General features: G+C 68.4%; 16 protein-coding genes. 7 read left to right on the top strand and 9 right to left on the bottom strand.

Going from position 1 to position 19,483, the window contains the following annotated elements:
- Both ISN75_RS18340 and ISN75_RS18335 read right to left on the bottom strand, forming a co-directional pair.
- Complete coding sequence (locus ISN75_RS18340; RefSeq protein ID WP_423385178.1) at positions 1 to 816, bottom strand: ABC transporter ATP-binding protein; 816 nt, start codon at positions 814 to 816, stop codon at positions 1 to 3.
- Positions 810 to 1,955, bottom strand: coding sequence for an ABC transporter permease (locus tag ISN75_RS18335; protein ID WP_343820481.1), 1,146 nt, complete (start codon positions 1,953 to 1,955; stop codon positions 810 to 812). The genes ISN75_RS18340 and ISN75_RS18335 overlap by 7 nt, the downstream gene beginning before the upstream one ends.
- Positions 1,956 to 2,147: 192 nt before the next feature.
- Between ISN75_RS18335 and gcvT the strand changes: the two genes are divergently transcribed.
- The 4 genes from gcvT (at position 2,148) to ISN75_RS18315 (ending at position 6,179) form a co-directional block, all read left to right on the top strand.
- Positions 2,148 to 3,248, top strand: a complete 1,101-nt coding sequence (gene gcvT, locus ISN75_RS18330) for a glycine cleavage system aminomethyltransferase GcvT (protein ID WP_168647795.1) — start codon at positions 2,148 to 2,150, stop codon at positions 3,246 to 3,248.
- A gap of 104 nt (positions 3,249 to 3,352) precedes the next feature.
- Positions 3,353 to 3,748 (top strand): glycine cleavage system protein GcvH, encoded by a 396-nt coding sequence (gene gcvH, locus ISN75_RS18325; protein ID WP_167257051.1) that lies wholly within the window; start codon positions 3,353 to 3,355, stop codon positions 3,746 to 3,748.
- Positions 3,749 to 4,253: 505 nt separating this feature from the next.
- Positions 4,254 to 4,796: a met regulon transcriptional regulator MetJ gene (gene metJ / locus ISN75_RS18320; protein ID WP_343820483.1), complete on the top strand. Its 543-nt coding sequence runs from the start codon at positions 4,254 to 4,256 to the stop codon at positions 4,794 to 4,796.
- A 354-nt stretch (positions 4,797 to 5,150) separates the two neighbouring features.
- Entirely contained in the window at positions 5,151 to 6,179 is a 1,029-nt protein-coding gene (locus ISN75_RS18315; protein ID WP_167257049.1) for an energy transducer TonB, read from the top strand.
- Between the two features lie 126 nt (positions 6,180 to 6,305).
- Here ISN75_RS18315 and ISN75_RS18310 read toward each other — a convergent pair whose 3' ends face one another.
- Complete coding sequence (locus ISN75_RS18310; RefSeq protein WP_423385092.1) at positions 6,306 to 7,763, bottom strand: serine hydrolase domain-containing protein; 1,458 nt, start codon at positions 7,761 to 7,763, stop codon at positions 6,306 to 6,308.
- Between the two features lie 158 nt (positions 7,764 to 7,921).
- Positions 7,922 to 9,559 (bottom strand): GMC family oxidoreductase, encoded by a 1,638-nt coding sequence (locus tag ISN75_RS18305; protein ID WP_168647977.1) that lies wholly within the window; start codon positions 9,557 to 9,559, stop codon positions 7,922 to 7,924.
- Between the two features lie 88 nt (positions 9,560 to 9,647).
- On the opposite strand from ISN75_RS18305, the gene ISN75_RS18300 reads away from it, so the two are divergent.
- The gene (locus tag ISN75_RS18300) at positions 9,648 to 10,925 is read left to right on the top strand and encodes an NTP/NDP exchange transporter (protein ID WP_343820484.1); all 1,278 of its coding nucleotides are present in this window, start codon (positions 9,648 to 9,650) and stop codon (positions 10,923 to 10,925) included.
- A 143-nt stretch (positions 10,926 to 11,068) separates the two neighbouring features.
- Here ISN75_RS18300 and ISN75_RS18295 read toward each other — a convergent pair whose 3' ends face one another.
- The 3 genes from ISN75_RS18295 to mtgA all read right to left on the bottom strand — a co-directional run bounded on the left by ISN75_RS18295 (position 11,069) and on the right by mtgA (position 13,331).
- Positions 11,069 to 11,500 carry a CBS domain-containing protein gene (locus tag ISN75_RS18295; RefSeq protein ID WP_026635581.1) on the bottom strand — a complete coding sequence of 144 codons (432 nt, stop codon included), beginning with the start codon at positions 11,498 to 11,500 and terminating at the stop codon, positions 11,069 to 11,071.
- 93 nt (positions 11,501 to 11,593) lie between these two features.
- Entirely contained in the window at positions 11,594 to 12,529 is a 936-nt protein-coding gene (locus ISN75_RS18290) for a glycosyltransferase family 2 protein (RefSeq protein WP_168647796.1), read from the bottom strand.
- A 61-nt stretch (positions 12,530 to 12,590) separates the two neighbouring features.
- Positions 12,591 to 13,331, bottom strand: coding sequence for a monofunctional biosynthetic peptidoglycan transglycosylase (mtgA, locus tag ISN75_RS18285; protein WP_168647797.1), 741 nt, complete (start codon positions 13,329 to 13,331; stop codon positions 12,591 to 12,593).
- 172 nt (positions 13,332 to 13,503) lie between these two features.
- On the opposite strand from mtgA, the gene ISN75_RS18280 reads away from it, so the two are divergent.
- The gene (locus ISN75_RS18280; RefSeq protein WP_167257044.1) at positions 13,504 to 14,400 is read left to right on the top strand and encodes an Hsp33 family molecular chaperone HslO; all 897 of its coding nucleotides are present in this window, start codon (positions 13,504 to 13,506) and stop codon (positions 14,398 to 14,400) included.
- 13 nt (positions 14,401 to 14,413) lie between these two features.
- Here the strand turns inward: ISN75_RS18280 and ISN75_RS18275 are convergent, their stop codons facing one another.
- Positions 14,414 to 17,308 carry a bifunctional diguanylate cyclase/phosphodiesterase gene (locus tag ISN75_RS18275; protein ID WP_168647798.1) on the bottom strand — a complete coding sequence of 965 codons (2,895 nt, stop codon included), beginning with the start codon at positions 17,306 to 17,308 and terminating at the stop codon, positions 14,414 to 14,416.
- A 254-nt stretch (positions 17,309 to 17,562) separates the two neighbouring features.
- On the opposite strand from ISN75_RS18275, the gene ISN75_RS18270 reads away from it, so the two are divergent.
- Positions 17,563 to 18,474 carry a hypothetical protein gene (locus ISN75_RS18270; RefSeq protein ID WP_167257042.1) on the top strand — a complete coding sequence of 304 codons (912 nt, stop codon included), beginning with the start codon at positions 17,563 to 17,565 and terminating at the stop codon, positions 18,472 to 18,474.
- Positions 18,475 to 18,571: 97 nt separating this feature from the next.
- On the opposite strand, the gene ISN75_RS18265 is transcribed toward ISN75_RS18270, so the two are convergent.
- Entirely contained in the window at positions 18,572 to 19,474 is a 903-nt protein-coding gene (locus ISN75_RS18265; RefSeq protein WP_167257041.1) for a DUF4097 family beta strand repeat-containing protein, read from the bottom strand.
- Positions 19,475 to 19,483: the final 9 nt, after the last annotated feature.

Raw genomic sequence — 19,483 nt, 5'->3', positions numbered from 1 at the left:
TCACTTCACCTCTTGCGTCTTTTCCGCGGCATCGAGCGCGGCACGGCCGCGCGGGCCATGGAAATACGACTGGACCCAGGGGTCGGGGTTCTGCGCGACTGCTTCCAGCCGGTCGCACACCAGCACCTTCTTCTGCGACAGCACGGCCACGCGGTCGCAGATGGTGTAGAGCGTGTCCAGGTCGTGGGTGACCAGGAACACGGTGAGGCCGAGCGCATCGCGCAGGGTCAGGATCAGCTGGTCGAACGCGGCCGCGCTGATCGGGTCCAGGCCCGCCGTGGGTTCGTCCAGGAACAGGATCTCCGGATCCAGCGCCAGCGCACGCGCCAGCGCCGCGCGCTTGACCATGCCGCCGGAAAGCTCGGACGGATATTTATGTTCGGTGCCCTGCGGCAGCCCGGCCAGGGCCAGCTTCACCGCGCCCAGCGCCTCGGCATCCGGCCGCTTCAGGCCCGCGTGCTCGATCAGCGGCATGGCGATGTTCTCGACCACATTCTGCGACGAGAACAGCGCGCCGTTCTGGAACAGCACGCCGAAGCGCCGCTCGATGCGCGAGCGTTGTTCCGGCGGCAGGCGCAGCAGGTCCTGGCCGAACACCTGCACCTGGCCGGAGGTGGGCCGGCGCAGGCCGACGATGGTGCGCAGCAAGACCGACTTGCCGGTGCCCGAGCCGCCGACCACGCCGAGGATCTCGCCGCGGCGCACGTCCAGGTCCAGGTGCTCGTGCACGGCCTGCGCGCCGAAGCGGTTGACCAGGTCGCGCACCTGGATCACGTCTTCCTGCGCTGCGGCCTGCTGCGCGACGGCGTTCACCAGTTCATCTCCATGAAGAACAGCGCGGCCACGGCGTCCAGCAGGATCACCACGAAGATCGACTGCACCACGCTGGAGGTGGTGTGCTCGCCCACCGACTGCGCGCTGCCGCTGACCTTGAAGCCTTCCAGGCAGCCGATCACCGCGATCAGGAAGGCGAAGACCGGCGCCTTGGACAGGCCGACCAGGAAATGGCGCACGCCGATGTCAGCCTTGAACAGGGTCAGGAACATGGTCGGCGAGATATCCAGGGTGAGCGCGCATACCACCGCGCCGCCGGCCAGGCCCGACAGCATGGCCAGGAAGGTGAGCATCGGCAGCGATACCAGCAGGGCCAGCACGCGCGGCAGCACCAGCAGTTCCACCGGATCCAGCCCGAGCGCGCGGATCGCGTCGATCTCCTCGTTGGCCTTCATCGAGCCGATCTGCGCGGTAAAGGCGCTGGCGGTGCGGCCGGCCATCAGGATGGCGGTGAGCAGCACGCCGAATTCGCGCAGGAAGGAAAACGCGATCAGGTCCACCGTATAGATGGTGGCGCCGAAGTCGGCCAGCACGGTGGAACCGAGGAAGGCCACCACCGCGCCGACCATGAAGGTGAGCAGGGCCACGATCGGCACCGCGTCCAGCCCGGTCTGCTCCACGTGCGCCACCAGCGAGGTGACGCGCCAGCGGCGCGGATGCGGCAGGCCGCGCGCCAGCGATTCCAGGGTCATGCCGATGAAACCCAGCAGCTGCAGCTGCTGGCGCCACACGCTGTCCATGGCGCGGCCGATGCGGGCCAGCACTTCGGTGACGGCGGAGCGGTGGCGGCGCGGTTTCTGCGGCGTGCGGTAGGCGTCGAGCGCCTTGCCTACGGTGTCGAGCAGGGCGCGCCGCGCGGGCGGCAGTCCGTCGGCCTGCGCCAGTTCGGCGACGCGGTCGGTGCCGAGCAGGCGCACCAGCAGCGAGGCGCCGGCGGTATCCAGCGCCGAAAGGCCGGCGAGGTCGATCTGCGTGCCTTGCGGCAGCGGGGCGGCGAAGGCATCGACGCGGCGTTCGAGTGCGGCGTAGTGGGCCAGGGTCCAGTCGCCGGCGACGCGCAGCCGCGGCGGTTGCGCGCTGGCATCGAGTTCGGCGCTTCCTGTCGCGGTCGATGGACTCATGAAGAACGATCTTATAGGGCAGCGCCGTGTTTTGTATGCGCGGCGCCGTGAAGCAGCCGCCTACGCGAAAACGGCGACATCGTCCCGGACGTCCATGCGGCCGCGTACCTGCCGCCGCATCGCAGCATCGCCGCGGCTTGGAATGCGGTGCGGCGCCCGGCGATAATGCGGCTTTTCCCCAGGCGCATTCCGATGACCGAGAAGACCGTACTCAATGCCACCCACCGCGCGCTCGGCGCGCGCATGGTCGATTTCGGCGGCTGGGACATGCCCATCAACTACGGCTCGCAGATCGAGGAGCACCACGCGGTGCGCCAGGACGCCGGCATGTTCGACGTCTCGCACATGACCGTGGTCGACCTGCACGGCGCGCGCACCCGGGAGTTCCTGCGCCACCTGCTGGCCAACAACGTGGACAAGCTGAAGGTGCAGGGCAAGGCGCTGTACTCCTGCATGCTGGACGAGCAGGGCGGGGTGATCGACGACCTGATCGTGTATTTCTTCGACGACGCGCACTTCCGCCTGGTGGTGAACGCCGCCACCCGCGCCAAGGACCTGGCCTGGATCGAGCAGCAGGCCAAGGCTTTCGCCGTCGAGGTGAAGGAGCGGCCGGACTTCTCCATGATCGCCGTGCAGGGTCCGAACGCCCGCGACAAGACGATCGGCCTGCTGCACGAGGTGGACCGCGAGCGCATCCGCAAGCTCGGCAAGTTCGTCGCCGCCGCGGCGCAGGGGCCGCACGGCATGCCGCTGTTCATCGCCCGCACCGGCTACACCGGCGAGGACGGCTTCGAGATCCTGGTGCCGGAAGACCACGCCGTCGCGCTGTGGGAGGCACTGGCAGCGGCCGGCGTGAAGCCGGCGGGCCTCGGCGCGCGCGACACGCTGCGGCTGGAAGCCGGCATGAACCTCTACGGCCAGGACATGGACGAGACCGTCAGCCCGTGGGAAGCCAACCTCGGCTGGACCATCGCACTGGACGAAGGCCGCGACTTCATCGGCCGCAAGGCGCTGGAAGCGCAGAAGGCCGCCGGCGTGAAGCGCGTGATGGTCGGCCTGGTGCTGGACGAGAAGGGCGTGCTGCGCCACGGCCAGAAGGTGCTCACCGCCAACGGCGAGGGCGAGATCCTGTCCGGCAGCTTCGCGCCGACGCTCAACAAGGCGGTGGCGTTCGCGCGCATTCCGGCCGGCGATCCTGGCGAGGTGCGGGTGGACATCCGCGGCCGCGAGGTGCCGGTACGCGTGGTGAAGTACCCGTTCGTGCGCGACGGCAAGCCCTGCGAAGGCATCTGAAGCGGCGGCCGAGTGTTGCCCTTCCGGCGAAGCGGCTTAGAATGCCGCGCATCGTCTGACCCCCATACCACCCAACCTCCTTCAACCCAGGACTGGACCCGATCATGAGCGAGATTCCCGGCGATCTGAAATTCCTCAAGTCCCACGAGTGGGCTCGCGCCGAAGACAACGGCAACGTCCGCGTGGGCATCTCCGACCATGCCCAGGGCCAGCTCGGCGACGTGGTGTACGTGGAGCTGCCCGAAGTCGGCGCCAGCGTGCAGGTCGGCCACGGCGTGGCGACGGTGGAATCGGTCAAGGCCGCTTCCGACATCTACACGCCGGTGTCCGGCGAGATCGTCGAGGTCAACGAGGCGCTGGCCGACTCGCCCGAGACCATCAACGAAGACGCCTACGGCGAAGGCTGGCTGTTCGTGGTGAAGCCGAGCGATCGCGCCGAGCTCAACGAACTGCTCGACGCCGACGCGTATGCCGAGCAGCTGGAGAACGAAGACCACTGATCGCGAATGCGCGAAAGTGGATCGAACGACGGCCGCGCAAGCGGCCGTCGGTTTGTGTGAGGCGGCTCGCGCGAGGAGCTCGATCGAGGAGCTCGACGGAGCCGGTCGCGGGGGGATGGCGGCCCTCGGGTGGGTCGGAAGGGTCGCCGAGGGGCCTCCGGTCGAAATTCGTTCATCCACCCGAAAACACCCCCGCGAGGGGTCTAAGCCCTTGCTCGCCAAGGGGTTAGGCGTTCAGCTTGATTGGCTCACGCGATTATGAGCGAGTGGCCCGGAATAGCGCGTTTTATGCGGGATTTAGGCCGGTTTTTGATTTTTTCCGATTTTCTCGTATGGCCGTATGGACGTCCAAACGGATAATCTATTCCGGACCCGCGGAGCCTTGTGGGACGGGGCTTCCGGGGTGGATGCGGCAGGTCGGCCGGATTGAATTCCCGGTTGAAATCAATTGACAGCCGAAATAATCGGGAATAGTTTTCGCACCAGATAACGGGGAACAGGCGTTATGGCACCATCGAAGTTCATCAAGCCGTATGTGGAACACGGCGAGAAAGCCGGAGCGGTACGCAAGATCACCGTCTCCATTCCGGTCCACGTTTTGCGGCTGCTGTCGGACGAACGTACCCGTCGTCAAGTGAACAATTTAAGACACGCCACCAACAGCGATCTGCTGGTTGAGGCGTTCCTACATGCTTTTACTGGGCAACCACTGCCAACTGATGAGGAGCTGAGACGAACTATGGCCACTGCCAAGAAAGCTGCGAAGAAACCGGCCGCCAAGAAGGCTGCCAAGAAGACCACCGCGAAGAAGGCCGCTACCAAGCGTCCGGTCGCGAAGAAGCCGGCCGCCAAGAAGACTGCGAAGAAGGCTGCCGCGCGCAAGCGTCCGGCTGCTGCCAAGAAGGCGTCCGTCAAGAAGGTCGCCGTGAAGAAGGTTGCCAAGAAGGCCGCCAAGAAGGTTGCCAAGAAGCGCACCGTGAAGAAGGCTGCCGCTGCCAAGGTGGTCAAGGCCACCAAGACGGCCAAGCCCAAGGCTGCCAAGAAGTAAGCACGACTAAAAAAGCTTTACCTCGATTTTCTCTCCCTGCGGTGCCCAGCGCAGGGAGGGGCACTTCGAAAAAGTTTTCGTCCCGGCCTTCGTGCCGGGACGCTTCGTTTCAGGGGTATGGAAATGGCCGGCGCACGCGCCCACAGGGTCCGGACGTCCGTTTTCCGTCGCCATCCGGCCGGCCGCCGCTAGCGCATTCCCCCTTCCAGCACCGTGAAATTAAGCGCGATTTGCCGTAGTGCTGCATTGCGGTTACCTTTCGCGTATCCGCGCCGCGGCAGGCCGGGGGGTCCGCCGCTCCTGGGTACACAGGGGGAAAAAGCGCGGGTATCTGATGACACTCAGCGAGAGACCATGGATACCCGATACATACGTCATGCGCGCACGCACGCGCGCGGGGCTATCCAGCCCATTGTCATAGCCGTCCTGGTGGTCGTCGTCGTGTTGGCGGCAGCGGCCTGGTTCCTCATCATCAAACCGCATCAGGATCTGATGCAGGCGGACAACGGCGGCCATCCGTCCACGCCGGTCTCGGCCGGTACGGAAGCGGCGCCGCCGCCGGCGAACGTGGAGGCGATGAGCGTCAACCAGCTGCTCGCCGAAGCGCGCCGCGCCATGAACGAGCAGCGCCTGCTCGCGCCGGCCGGCAACAATGCGTTCGAGTTCTACCAAAAGGTGCTGCAGAAGCAGCCCGGCAACCAGGTGGCCACCGACGCGCTGCGCGAAACCTTCCCGTTCGCCGCCAACGCGGCCGAGCAGGCCATCAACCAGCGCGACTTCAACGATGCGCAGCGCCAGATCGACCTGCTGGCCAAGGCGGATCCGGCCAACTACACGCTGACCATCCTGCGCTCCAAGCTGGACGCCCAGCGCAAGCTGCTCGACCGCGAACAGCAGCTGGCCGCCGACAAGGAGAAGCAGGCGCAATTGGCCGCCCAGAAGGCCGCCGCAGACAAGGCCGAAGCCGACCGCCAGGCCGAGCTGAAGACCCAGCAGGCCGCCGCCGCCGAGCAGGCGCGCGTGGCGCAGGCGCGCCAGGCGCAGCAGCAGCAGGCCGAAGCCGCCCGCCAGCCGCAGGTCGCGGCACCGGCGGCCGCCGCACCCAGCGATGCGGCGACGCATGGCGCGGTGCTGGTGAAGAACACCGCGCCGCGCTATCCGACCGCGGCGATGCGTTCCAACCAGGAAGGCTGGGTGGAGCTGTCGTTCACCATCACGACCGGCGGCGACGTCAGCGACGTGAAGGTGGTCGACGCGCAGCCGCGCCACGTGTTCGACCGCGCGGCGATCGACGCGGTGAGCCGCTGGAAGTACCAGCCGGCGACCCAGGACGGCACGCCGGTGGCATCGACCAAGCGCCAGCGCATCGAGTTCAAGCTGTAAGGCCGGGCGACCGGCAGACGAAGGAGGCGCCGCATTGCGGCGCCTCTTTTTTTGCGCGCGGGTTGCGTGCGCGGCCGATAAAAAAGGCGCCACCAGGGCGCCTTCTGCGGATCCGCGGCTACCAGCTCAGCGCCGATGCCCGCGCTTGCTCGATGCGGCCTTGGTGCCGCCGCTCTTGCGCGCCTTGAGCTTGCCCTTGCCGGTCGACTTGGCCGCCGCGACCACCGGTGCATCGCTCTCGACGCCGGCCCAGTCCACGTGCTCCAGGCCCAGCATGCTGTCGAACACCATCGGCATCAGGCCGGACGGCATCGGGCTGGCGGAATTCCACATCGTCACCACGCCCGTGCGGTACTTCGGAAAGAAACCGATCATGGTGCGGTAACCCTCGACCGCGCCCGCATGGAAGATCAGCGTCTCGCCGCCGTACTGGAACACGCGCCAGCCGAGCGCGTACGAGGCCTCGGTCAGCCGCTCGCGGCGCCACGGGGTGGAGCGCAGCTCCACCGGCGTGCTCACTTCCGGCGCGTGCAGGGTTTCCAGCAGCCTGGGCGGAAGGACGTCCGGACGGCCGCCCATCTGCGCCACCAGCCACTGCTCCATGTCGCGCAGGCTGGCGTTGACGCCGGCGGCGGGGGCCACGCGGTAGTAGGCCTCCTTCGGCTCGAACGGACGCCAGGTGCCGGCGCCCGCGGGGCGGTGCGGGCGCGCCCAGCTTGCGCTGTTCTCCAGCGCCTCGCGGCCGTAGCTGGCGGTCTTCATGCCGAGCGGGAAGAAGATGCGCTTGTCGACCTGGCGGTAGAAGAAGTCGCCGGTCATGCCGTAGATCACGTCGCCGATCATGCTGAAGGCCACGTTCTGGTAGCCATAGCACTGGCCGACGCCGCAGGTCATCTTCACTTCGTCGAGCCGGCGCACCAGCTCCTCGTAGGGCACGTCGCCTTCGAGCATGTTGTCGTAGGTGTTGCGCGGCAGGCCCAGGCGCTGGCCGAGGATGTCGCGCACGGTGGCCTTCTCGGCGGCCGCGGCGTCCTTGAGCTTGAAGAACGGCAGCACGTCGGCCAGCCTGGTGTCCCAGCTGAAGCGACCGTCGTTCACCAGCACGCCGGCCACCGCGGTGGCGAAGGCCTTGGACAGCGAGGCGAGGCGGAACACCGTCTCCGGCGTGATCGGCTCCTGCGTGCTGGCGTTGGCGTAACCCAGCGTGTGCTCGTACACCACTTTGTTGTCCACCACGATCGCGGTGGCCAGGCCGGCGACGGCGTGGCGTTCGTCGAGCTTCTGCAGCCAGTCCTGGTAGGCGGCGACGGTGGCCTTGATCCGATCGTCCGGCAGGTGCTGCGGCGCGGGATTCGCGCTCTGCATGGACACCTGCGGCTGGGTCGGCGGCGGCGTCACCTGCGAAGGAATCGCGACCTGGGGCAAGGCACCGTGGGGCAAGGTGGCCTGGGGCGAGCTGGCTTGAGGTGGACTGGCCTGAGATAAGCCGGCCTGAGCCGGCGCGGACGCGGCTTCGGCGGGGAGTGGACCGCCGGCGAGGCCGAGCACACCGGCGATCAACAGAAAGAGATGGCGAAACTGCATGCTGCTCTGGCGTCGTATGGGCGCCGCTGGCGCCGTAAACGGGAGTACCTGGATTCCCTGAGGCTATCGGCGGGATCCTTCCCGGTTTTAGACATTCCAATTGTGGGGCACTTCGTGCCGCTCTACAACGGACCGCCGTCGGCCTGCCGTGGCCCCAGTCACGCGGCGGACGGCTGCGCAGCCGGCCTCGACGACAGGTCGGCTTCCAGCATCAGCGCCGCGGCACGCTCGGCCAGCATCAAGGTGGGTGCATTGGTGTTGCCGGTGATCAGCGTGGGCATTACCGAAGCATCCACCACGCGCAGGCCCGGCACGCCCCACACGCGCAGCTCGCTGTCCACCACGGCCTCGTGTTCGCGCCCCATGCGGCAGGTGCCCACGGGGTGGTAGATGGTCTCGGCGCGGCGGCGGATGAAGTCCTCGTATTCCGCGTCGGTGCGCAGTTCCGTGGCCGGTTGCACCGGTGCGCCGCGGAAGGCGTCGAACGGTGCCTGCGCGAAGATCTCGCGGGACAGGCGTGCGGCCTCGATCATCATCTTCAGATCGTGGCCTTCCGCATCGCCGAGGTAGTTGGCGTGGATGGCGATGGGCGCCGCCGGATTCGCCGAACGCAGGCGCAGCTGCCCGCGGCTGCGCGGATGCAGATAGCACGCGTGCACGGTGTAGCCCCGGCCGGGCAGGGCGCGTGCGCCGTGGTCGTCCAGCTGCGCGGGGATGAAATGGAACTGGATATCGCAACGCTCGTCCGGCGCGTGCCGGCTGCGCACGAAGCCGCCGGCTTCGGCGGCGTTGGAGGTACCGATGCCGTCGCGGTGCCGCGCATAGCGCCAGGCCACGGCCAGGTCGTTGAGATGGTCGAAGGTGGCGCGGCTGTGGGTGCCGGTGACGCTGCAGATGTCGAGGTGATCCTGCAGGTGGGCGCCGACGTGCGGCTGGTCCAGTGCCACCGCCACGCCGTGTTCGCGCAGATGATCGGCCGGGCCGATGCCGGACAGCATCAGCAACTGCGGCGTGTTGATCGCGCCGGCGGCGAGGATCACCTCGCCGGCCTCGACGCGCCGTCCATCGATCTGCACCCCCACCGCACGGCCTCGCTCGATCAGCACCCGCTGCGCCAGCACGCCGGTGCGCACTTCCAGATTGGCGCGCTGCAGGGCGGGCCGCAGATACGCCACCGCGGCCGAGCAGCGCGCGCCGTCGCGCTGGGTCACCTGGTACAGGCCGAAGCCGTCCTGCCGTTCGCCGTTGAAGTCGGGGTTGCGGTAATAACCCGCGGCGACACCGGCATCGATGAAGGCACCCGACAGCTCGCTGTGGAAGCGCAGGTCCGCCACGCCCAGCGGCCCGCCCGTGCCATGCCAGAGGCCGGCGCCGCGCGCGTTGTCCTCGCCGCGCAGGAACCACGGCAGCACGGCGTTCCAGCTCCAGCGTGCATCGCCGGTGGCCTGCGCCCAGGCGTCGTAGTCGGCCGCGGCGCCGCGGATGTAGCACATGGCATTGATCGAACTGGAACCGCCCAGCGTCTTGCCGCGCGGCCACCACAGGCGGCGGTGGCCGAGCTGCGCTTCGGGTTCGGTGCGGTAGCCCCAGTTGATGCGCTGGCTGCCGTAGATCCGCGCCAGGCCGCGATGGTCGCCGACCAGCTTGGCGATGCCGGCGGGCATGTGGATCAGCGGATTCAGGTCGCGCGGCCCGGCTTCCAGCAGCAACACGCGTTTGCCCGGGTGTGCGCTCAGCCGGTTGGCCAGCACGCAGCCGGCGGAGCCGCCGCCGACGATCACATAGTCGTAGTCCATGCGCTTGCCCATCCGTCTCCCCCGTGGCCGCCGCTGGCGCGTCATGCTCGCATGCTAGTCTGCGCGCGACCTACGCAGGATGTCCCCGGTGAACTCACCTCGTCCTACCGCGACCGGCCAGGCCCATGCCCCCGTGCTGTCCGCCGTGGCGTTCTTCTTCGTGATGGCGGGCTACTACATCATCCGGCCGGTGCGCGACCAGCTCGGCGGCGCGGTGGGCGCGCAGGCGCTGCCGCTGTTCTACGCCGCGGTGCTGCTGGTGATGCTGCTGCTCACGCCGCTGTTCGGCATCCTGGTGGCGCGCTTTCCGCGCAAGCAGCTGCTGAGCTGGAGCTACTGCTTCTTCGCGCTGTGCCTGCTGGCCTTCGTGCCCGCCTTCGTGGCGCAGGACCGCATCGGCGCACGCTCGCTGGGCATGGCGTTCTATGTGTTCGGCAGCGTGTTCAATCTGTTCGTGGTGTCGCTGTTCTGGAGCTTCATGGCGGACATCTTCGACAGCGCCGGGGCGCGCAAGGTGTTCTCGCTGATCGCCCTGGGCGGCATGGCGGGCGCGGTGGCCGGCCCTGTCATCACCAAGCTGCTGGTGACGGCGATCGGCGTGGCGCCGCTGCTGGTGGTGTCGGCGGCGAGCCTGCTGGTGGCGCTGGCCTTGCTGCTGTCGCTCTCCGGCAGCCAGCAGCGCGGAGCCGGCGCGGACCAGCCCTTGGGCGGCTCGATCTGGGCCGGCATCAAGGAGCTGTGGTCGCGGCCTTTCCTGCGCTACATGGCGATTTTGATGCTGCTGGGCGACGGCATCGGCACGCTCGCCTATGCGCTGATGGCCGACTACACCAAGGCGCACATCGCCGACAAAGTGGCGCGCACCGCCTTCTACAACGACATCGACCTCTACACCAATGTGATCGGCGCGGTGCTGCAGCTGACCGTCACGCGCTGGCTGATGATGCGCCACGGCGCGGGCTGGGGCCTGGTGGTGCCGGCACTGGTGAACCTGGTGCTGCTGCTGGGGCTGGCCCTGGTCGGCACCGGCCAGATCGCGCTGTTCGGCTATGCGGTGCCGATGCTGGCGGTGACCATGGTCGGCTCGCGCGCCTTCGCCTACGGCATGACCAAGCCGGCGCAGGACGCGCTGTACACCCGCCTGCCGCGCGAGACGCGCTACAAGGGCAAGAACTTCGTGGAGACCGCGGTGTGGCGCTTCGGCGACGTGCTGGTCACCAGCGGCGTCAACCTGTTCGGCATGCTGGGCGTGACGCTGTCGGGCATGGCCTCGGTCGGCGTCGGCATTTCGGCGCTGGCGGCGTGGATCGCGCGCCGCGCGGGCCGGGCGCCGGACCTTGCGCCGGACGCGCCCGCGAAGCCCTGACAACCTTTCGAGGGTGAATCCTTCTCCCCTCGGGAGAAGGTGGCGGCAGCCGGATGAGGGTACGGGCGGAGTGGGACGTTTCACTTCGCCCGTACCCTCACCCCAACCCCTCTCCCGGAGGGAGAGGGGCTTCAATCAAGGAATCAGCGCCCGGCGATATACTGCTCGAGGTGGTCGATCTGTTCGGCCTGTTCCTCGATCACCGCCTTGACCAGATCGCCGATCGAGATCACCCCGATCACGCGGCTGTCGTGCACCACCGGCAGGTGGCGGATGCGGCTGTCGGTGCACAGGCGCATGCAGTATTCGACTTCCGTGTCGGGGCCGACGGTGAGTGCGGGGCTGCTCATGATCTCGGCCACCGAAGTCTGCGCCGAAGAGCGGCCCTGCAGGATCACCTTGCGCGCGTAGTCGCGCTCGGAAACCATGCCGACAAGCTGCTCGCCGCGCATCACCAGCAACGCGCCGACCTGGCGTTCGGCCATGTGCTTGATGGCGTCCAGCACCGTCGCGTCTTCCGCGATGCTGAAGACCTGATGCCCCTTGCTGTCCAGCAGATGCTTGACCTGACGCATGCCTGGCCTCCGGAGTGAAGGTGGACGATCGCCGCATCAGTCTAGCGCCGCTGCCTGCTGGAGGTGTAGCGCGGACGTGAATCCGCCCGGCGCTCAGCCGCGTCCGCCGCGGCGCCGTTCCTCGATGAAGTACAGCGGCCGCTGCTTGCTCTCCGCGTAGCTGCGGCCCAGGTATTCGCCGATCACGCCCAGCGCCAGCAGCTGGATGCCGCCGAGGAACAGGATCACCAGCATCAAGGTGGGATAGCCGCGCACCGCGTCGCCCCAGATCAAGGCCTTGGCCAGCACCCATACGCCGTAGGCGAAAGCCAGCAGCGAGGCGCTGATGCCGATCCAGGTGGCCAGGCGCAGCGGCGCGGTGGAAAACGAAGTGATGCCTTCCACCGCCAGCTGGGTCAGGCGCCAGTAGTTCCATTTGGTCTGGCCGGCGTGGCGCGGGTCGCGTTCGTAGCGCACCGACGTCTGGCGGTAGCCGATCCAGGCGAACAGGCCTTTCATGAAGCGCTGCCTTTCGCGCAGCTGGCGCAGCGCGTCCAGGGCGCGGCGCGAGAGCAGGCGGAAGTCGCCGGTGTCGCGCGGCACGGCGGTGTCGGAGAGCTTTTCCATCGTGCGGTAGAACGCCGCCGAGGTGAACCGCTTCAAGCCGGTTTCGCCGGCGCGGGCGCTGCGGGTGGCGTAGACCACGTCGTAGCCGGCGCGCCACTGTTCGACCAGGGCGGGGATCAGTTCGGGCGGGTCCTGCAGGTCGGCGTCGATCACCACCACCGCGTCGGCGTCGGCTTCGTCCAGGCCGGCGGTCATTGCCGCCTCCTTGCCGAAGTTGCGCGAGAGCTTGAGGCCCGCGGCGCGCGGGTCGCGCTGGGTGAGCGCTTCGATGATGTCCCAGGTGCGGTCCGCGCTGCCGTCGTCCACGTACAGCACGCTGCAGTCGAGCGGCAGCTGGTCGAGCACGCCCGCCAGGCGCTGGTGGAAGGTGTCGAGCACCGCCGCTTCGTTATAGGCGGGCACGATGACGGTCAGCTGCGGCATGCGCGGGTCCATGCGGGAAACCCGCGCATGCTAGCGGACCGCCCGTGCGGCGGCGACGTTTTCAGCGCGTGCGGCGCACCTGCGCCGGCGTGTCGCCGCGCAGATAGCCCGGGCCGCCCAATTGGCCCATCTGCTGCTGGATCCAGGCGGCACGGCTCAGCACGTAGGGGCTGGGCTGGGCCACCTTGAAGCGGCGCGGGCTGGGCAGCACCGCGGCCAGGCGCGCCGCCTGGGTCGGCGCCAGCCGGGCGGGCGCCGTATGGAAATACGCATCGCTGGCCGCGCCCACGCCGTAGACGCCGTCGCCCAGCTCCGCGATGTTCATGTACACCTCGAGGATGCGCTGCTTGGGCCAGGTCGCCTCGATCAGCACGGTGAAATACGCCTCCAGCCCCTTGCGCACGAAGCTGCGGCCATTCCACAGGAACAGGTTCTTGGCGGTCTGCTGGCTGATCGTGCTGGCGCCGCGCAGGCGCTTGCCGTCTTCGGCGGCGTCCATGGCGTTCTGGATGGAGTCGAAGTCGAAGCCGTGGTGGAACGGGAATTTCTGGTCCTCGCCGGCCACCATCGCCATCGGCACGTAGGGCGACACTTCCGACCATGGCACCCAGCGGTAGCGCAGGTGGAAATCCGGCTCGCCGTGGATCAGAGCGCTCAGGCGCCGTTCCATCATCACCGCCGACGTCCACGGCGGCACGAAGCGCAGCACCAGTACCGCGAACCAGCTCAGGGCAAGCCAGGCAAGCGCCAGGATGGCGACCGGGCGCAGCAGGCGGACGATGAGGGAGCGGCTGGGCGGCATGGGAACGCGGTCATAAGGGACGCGGCAGTATAAGAGGCCGCCCGGCCGCGCCAAGCCGGCCCGCCGGCCCGGCTGGCATACACTGGGCTGCGCTGCCGCCTCCCGGCCTGCCGGCTTGCATGCCCGCGCGACGCCCCCATCTCTGCGCGCTTGTCCTTAGAGGTCCGAATCCGTGGAAACCGTTCTTGTCGAAGACGTGCTGCACCGCTTCCTGCTCGAGCGCGCCGGCGTGCGCGGCGTGCTGGTGCGGCTGGGCGCCGCCTGGCGCGAAGTGGCCGGGCGCGCGGACTATCCGCCGGCGCTGCGTTCCCTGCTGGGCGAATCGCTGGCGGCCAGCGCGCTGCTGACCGGCAACATCAAGCTGGAAGGCAATCTGTCGATCGAGCTCAAGAGCAGCGGCGCGCTGCGCCTGCTGTTCACCGAATGCACCGACCAGGGCCGCCTGCGCGGCCTGGCGCGCTGGGACGGCGTGCTGCCGGCGCCGCTCGCGCTGGAGGAGCTGCCGGAGGCGGTCATGGCCATCACCATCGGCCACGCCGAGCGCGGCCAGCGCTACCAGGGCCTGGTCGACCTGCGCCATCCGCAGCTCGGCGGCGCGCTGGAAGGCTATTTCACCCAGTCCGAGCAGCTGCCGGCGCGCATCCTGCTGGCTGCCGACGGCGAGCACGCCGTCGGCCTGATGCTGCAGCGCCTGCCCGGCGAAGGCGGCCGCGATGGCGTGCAGGACGACGACGCCTGGCCGCGCATCGGCCACCTGGTCGACACGCTGGGCAAGGAAGAAATGCTCGCCACCGCGCCGGAGGAGCTGCTGTACCGGCTGTTCCACGAGGAATCCGTGCGCCTGTTCGACCCGCGCCCGCTGGCCTTCGGCTGCAGCTGCACGCGCGAGCGCGTGGAATCGATGCTGCGCTCGCTGGGCCGCGAGGAAGTGGAAGCCGCGCTGGAAGCGCGCGAGGGCGAGATCGAGGTGACCTGCGAGTTCTGCGCGCAGCGCTATACCTTCGACCGCATTGACGCCGAACACCTGCTCAGCCATTCCGCGGTGAGCGCGCCGGGCACGGCGCAGTAAAGCCGGTGGTGCTTCAGGGCAGCGCGAAGTGATATTCGCGCTGCAGCCACACGTCCGCGGCATGCGGCGTGGCGAACAGGAAACCCTGGCCGTAGCGGCAGCCGACGCGCAGCAGCGCCTCGCGCTGGTCTTCCTGCTCGATGCCTTCGGCGATCACCTGCATCTGCAATGAGTCCGCCAGCACCTGGATGGCGCGCACCACGGCCAGGCTGTGGCCGCCTTCGCGCGGCAGTTCGGTGATGAAGGAGCGGTCCACCTTCAGCGTGCTGATCGGGTACTGGTGCAGGTAGCTCAGCGACGAGTAGCCGGTGCCGAAATCGTCCAGCGCGATGCCGACGTCGTGGGCGCGCAGGTTGTCCAGGATGCGCTTCACCTGTGAGGCGTTTTCCAGCAGGGCGCGCTCGGTGACTTCGATGCGCAGGCAGCGCGTGGGCACGCCATGCGCGGCCAGCAGGTCGAGCAGGCGGCGGTCCAGGTCCGGCGAGCGGAAGTGGCGGCCGGACACATTGATGCTGACGAAGCCGTCGCTGCCGGTAAGCGCCTCGGCCTGGGCGCAGACCTGTTCGAAGATCTGCCAGTCGATGCTTTCCGAGCAGCCGCTTTCCTCCGCCACGGCGAGGAAGTCGCTGGGCGTGAGCAGGCCGCGGTCCGGATGGCGCCAGCGCAGCAGCGCCTCGTAGCCCACGGTGCGGCCGTCTTCCAGCGAGACGATGGGCTGGTAGAACGGCACGAATTCGTTGCGGCTCAGCGCGCGGCGCAGGTCGCCTTCCATTTCCAGCAGGGACAGCGCCTCGCGGCGCAGGCGGTCGTCGAACACCGCGGCGCGGTGGCGGCCTTCGTCCTTGGCTCGGTACATGGCGGCGTCGGCATCGCGCAGCAGTTCTTCCGGGCGCTGGTAATGCGGGCCGGGCAGGGCGATGCCGATCGAGGCGGAGGTGAAGATCTCCTTGGCTCCCAGGCGGAACGGCGTCTGCAGCTCGGCGATGATGCGCTCGGCGATGACCAGCGCCATGCGGTAGTCGGTGATGCCTTCGGCCAGCACGGCGAATTCGTCGCCGCCCAGGCGCGCCACCACGTCGCGGGTCTTCAGGCAGGCGCGGATGCGTCCGCCCACCTGGAACAGCAGGTCGTCGCCGACCAGATGCCCGACCGAATCGTTGATGACCTTGAAGCGATCCAGGTCGATGAACAGCACCGCGAACATGTCCTGCGGACTGCCGTGATAGCGCTGCAGCGCCTGTTCCAGCCGCTGCAGCAGCAGGGTGCGGTTGGGCAGGCCGGTGAGCGAGTCGTGCAGGGTTTCGTACTTGAGGCGGCGCTCCACGCGCTCGCGCTCGGCGATCTGTTCGCGCAGGTCGCGGTTGGCCAGCGCCAGCGCGCGGGTGCGCTCGGTGACGCGGCGTTCCAGGCTGGCGTAGGCCTGCTTCAGCGATTCGGTGGTGTGCTTGCGCTGCAGCGCATTGGCCACGTGGTAGCTGACGAAGGTGAGCAGCTCCTGGTCGCGCACGTCGTAGGTGTGCTCGGGCGAATAGCTCTGCACCGCCAGCACGCCCATGGCGCGCTCGCCCCAGATCAGCGGCACGCCCAGCCAGCACACCGAGCGCGAGCCGTGCTGGCCGATCTCGCCCTGGCGGGCCAGGCGGTCGATGTCGTCCGGCGAGGCCAGCAGCGGCTTGCCATGGCGCAGCACGTATTCGGTGAGGCCGCGGCCGTGCGAGCGCGGCAGGCGCACGGTGTCGAATTCGTCGACCGAATACGGGAAGGTGAGCTGGTTCGGTTCTTCGTCCAGCAGCGCGATATAGAAGTTGCGCGCGTACAGCAGGCCGCCGATGACGCGGTGCACGGCGGCGTAGAAGTTGTCCAGGCTTTCCGAGGCGTTGGCCAGTTCCGCGATGCGGAACAGCGCCGCCTGCAGGCGTTCGCCGCGCTGGCGCTGCAGCACCTGCTGGCGCAGCACGCGGTTGGCTTCGCGCAGCGCGGCGGTGCGGCTGGCCACGCGGCGTTCCAGTTCGGCGTGGGCTTCGCGGCGTTCCAGTGCCGTCTGCACGTGCTTGGCCACGTAGCTGAGCAGTTCGCGGTCGTGCTCGGTGTAGTGGGTGTCCTCGCGGTAGCTCTGCACCACGATGCCGCCGACCACGCGGCCGTCGCGCTGCAGCGGCACGCCGAGCCAGTCCTCGCACACCGGGCCGAGCAGCACGAACTGGCCGGCGAACTGGCGCGAGAGTTCCTCCACCGAACCCATGATCGGCTGGCCGCCCTGCAGCAGGTTCCAGGTGAGGCTGTGGCGCATGTCCTGCAGCGGCACGCTCTGGTCGGGCAGGGGCGGGTCCTTGTCCATGGTGTCGACGTAGTACGGGAAGCGCACGCTGTCGGTGGCCGGGTCGTACAGGGCGACGTAGAAATTTTCCGCGTACATCAGGCTGCCGAGGATGCCGTGCAGCGCGTGCATCATCTCGGCCATGTTGTGTTCGGTGCTGGCCTGGTCGGCGATGGCGTAGAGCGCGCGCTGCAGGCGCTCGGCCATGGCCAGGCGGGAGATGGCCTCGTACAGGCGCGAGGTCTCGGCCAGCTGGCGCAGGCGGGCGGCGGCCATGCGGCCCAGCCAGGCGATTTCCTCGGTGTCCGCGGCCGGCACCGGCCCTTCCGCGGCCAGGACCAGCAGGCGCTGGCACTGGGGATCCTCGGCCAGGGCCAGCTGGCCCGGCAGGAGCGGGTCGGCCGGCGATTCCAGCGCACGCCAGAGCAGGGCGCCGCGTACCCCGAGCGCTCGCAGCACGGCCCCGCACACCTCGGTGACCCCGGCCGCGTCGCCGGCCCGGAACAGGCCTTCCACGGCCGCATGCAACGCCGCGGAGTGGGACTCCGCAGACGGAAACATCGGGGTGGAACTGGTGGGTACTGAACTCATCCGGCGCGGACCGGTCCATGCGTTGCTCACATGCGCCTTTATATCGTCTCTGTTCAGCGTTGTCGCTGACGGGACGGGCGGGGGCGGACGCTTTTCGCCCTGATCGGACTCCACGTTTTTTTGCGGTCCCGGTCACCCAATTACCAGGGCAAAAAGCTCGCTTGCAAAAGTTAAATTGTGGTAAGCTGCGCCCACCCGAGCCCTGGGGAGGGTGTGGGTTCCATCCACGTAGAGCCTTGATTCGGTCCAATTCCATGCGCCGCCTGTTGTTGTCCGTGCCATTCCTGCTGATGCCGCTCGCCGCGGCAGGGCAGTCGCTGGCCGGCGATACGCATGAACTGGCCAACCGGCTGCTCACCCAGAAGCCCGACCAGGTGGTTCAGCTCGGTCCGGATGCGGCCGTGCCCCTGTGGCGTGGCAGCGACGGCCGCTGGCTGGCGCTCAAGGCCGACAGCAGCAGCTTCGGCGCTGCTCAGCGCAACGACGGCCCCCTGCAGTTCACCGTGGTCGACGCCTCGCGCGCCGTTTCCACCGACCTTACTTATGGCCTGGGTTCCAACCTGCAGGCCCATGTGGGCGTCAGCGAGCACACCTGGATCAACAACCGCGTGCCGCGTGTCATCGGCAGCGAGATCGGCGCCACCTACAGCAGCGGCCGCTACAGCGTGGGGCTCAGCCTGGGCGCCAACAGCACGCCGAACAACTCGGTGCTGCCGCGCCTGCTGCCGGGCGCCCCGGCCGGGGTCAACGGCCTGAGCGCGTTCGACAGCAGCGCGCAGCTCAATGCCCGCGGCCGCGTCGCGCTGGACAGCAAGAGCGGCATCGACCTCGGCGCCAGCGTGGGCCGCGTCCGCCTGCTGCCGGGCAACCTGCTGGGCGTGAACACCCTGGACCAGAAGGCGCTGAGCTTCGGCGTCGACCGCGGCCCGCTCAGCGGCGGTGTGGTCGGCCGCGTGATGCAGCCGGCGCTGCCGGGCACGGGCTACAACAGCGACCGCCGCTGGAGCAGCATCGACCTCGGCGTCACCCTGCGCCTGCCCTGGCAGGGCGAGCTGAGCATCGGCGCGCAGAACGTGTGGTCGTCCGGCAATGCGGTGAATACGCCGGTGGGTCCGGAGCCGGACCAGTCGCGCACCCCGTACGTGCAGTACCACCAGGATCTCTAAGCTGCCGTCTTCCGCGGAAGCTTGAACGCCACAAAGCAAGAAGCCGTCGCCTCGCAGCGACGGCTTCTTCGTTTACGGCGGCGGCAACCGCCCGCCTTCAATCCTGCCTGCGGATCTTCAGGTCGCCGCTGAAGGTTTCCAGCTTGATATTGGCGCCGCCGCTGCCGGCGTTGGCATCCAGCTCCATGCCGGGGCCGTGTTCCACCTTGCGCGGCGAACCGAAGTCGCTGCGCAGGTCGCCGCTGAACGTGTTGGCGTGGATGCGTGCGGAAACATTGCCCGGCACCTGCACCTGCACGTCGCCGCTCATGCTGTCGACATTCATATCGCCGCCGGCCTGCATGCCGCCGCCCACCTGCACGTCGCCGGAGACGGTGCTGAGATTGAGCCGCTTCCACGGCCCGCCATTCACGCGGATGCGTCCGGACACCGTCTGCAGTTCGGCCTCGCGTCCCACCGACGGGGCGAGGATGTCGCCGCTCACCGTCTGCAGGTCCACCTTGTCCGCATGGCCGGCCAGTTCCAGGCTGCCGCTGACGCTCTCGGCTTCCACCGAGGGCGAGCGCGCATTGATGCGCACCTTGCCGCTCACCGAATTGATCTTGATGGTGCCGCCGTCGATGCCGTCGATGCTGGCCGGTGCGCTCACCACCTCCACTTCCAGCGAGGCGGCCTTGGGCACGCGCACGTCCAGCGTGGTGCTGCCCATCGAGGTGTCGTTGTTGAAGTTGAACCAGCGCGACTTGCCGGTGGATTCCACCTTCAGTTCCAGGTTGCCGTTGTCGCCTTCGAGCTCCAGCGGCCTGGCGCCGTCGCCGAGGCGGCCGGTGACCTGCACCTGGTTGCGGTCCCAGGCGGTGACGGTGACCGAGCCTTTGACGTTGCTGATCTGCAGCTGCACGTTGGGCTTGGCGTCGTGGCTGAGGTTGATCGGCGTGTCGGCATAGGCCTGGCCGATTGCCAGCGCCAGCAGGACAGGGAGATAGCGTGCGGTTTTCATGATTGTGCT

The organism is Dyella marensis (genome assembly GCF_049532885.1).
Taxonomy (GTDB): domain Bacteria; phylum Pseudomonadota; class Gammaproteobacteria; order Xanthomonadales; family Rhodanobacteraceae; genus Dyella_D; species Dyella_D marensis.
The sequence above is the reverse complement of the archived record's forward strand: the minus strand, read 5'-3'. Positions and strand labels throughout refer to the sequence as shown.

Coding starts and splice junctions, on each gene's coding strand:
- ISN75_RS18335 (WP_343820481.1), bottom strand. CDS start 1,955: ATGAGTCCATCGACCGCGACAGGAAGCGCCGAACTCGATGCCAGCGCG.
- gcvT (WP_168647795.1), top strand. CDS start 2,148: ATGACCGAGAAGACCGTACTCAATGCCACCCACCGCGCGCTCGGCGCG.
- gcvH (WP_167257051.1), top strand. CDS start 3,353: ATGAGCGAGATTCCCGGCGATCTGAAATTCCTCAAGTCCCACGAGTGG.
- metJ (WP_343820483.1), top strand. CDS start 4,254: ATGGCACCATCGAAGTTCATCAAGCCGTATGTGGAACACGGCGAGAAA.
- ISN75_RS18315 (WP_167257049.1), top strand. CDS start 5,151: ATGGATACCCGATACATACGTCATGCGCGCACGCACGCGCGCGGGGCT.
- ISN75_RS18310 (WP_423385092.1), bottom strand. CDS start 7,763: ATGCAGTTTCGCCATCTCTTTCTGTTGATCGCCGGTGTGCTCGGCCTC.
- ISN75_RS18305 (WP_168647977.1), bottom strand. CDS start 9,559: ATGGACTACGACTATGTGATCGTCGGCGGCGGCTCCGCCGGCTGCGTG.
- ISN75_RS18295 (WP_026635581.1), bottom strand. CDS start 11,500: ATGCGTCAGGTCAAGCATCTGCTGGACAGCAAGGGGCATCAGGTCTTC.
- ISN75_RS18290 (WP_168647796.1), bottom strand. CDS start 12,529: ATGCCGCAGCTGACCGTCATCGTGCCCGCCTATAACGAAGCGGCGGTG.
- mtgA (WP_168647797.1), bottom strand. CDS start 13,331: ATGCCGCCCAGCCGCTCCCTCATCGTCCGCCTGCTGCGCCCGGTCGCC.
- ISN75_RS18275 (WP_168647798.1), bottom strand. CDS start 17,308: ATGAGTTCAGTACCCACCAGTTCCACCCCGATGTTTCCGTCTGCGGAG.
- ISN75_RS18270 (WP_167257042.1), top strand. CDS start 17,563: ATGCGCCGCCTGTTGTTGTCCGTGCCATTCCTGCTGATGCCGCTCGCC.
- ISN75_RS18265 (WP_167257041.1), bottom strand. CDS start 19,474: ATGAAAACCGCACGCTATCTCCCTGTCCTGCTGGCGCTGGCAATCGGC.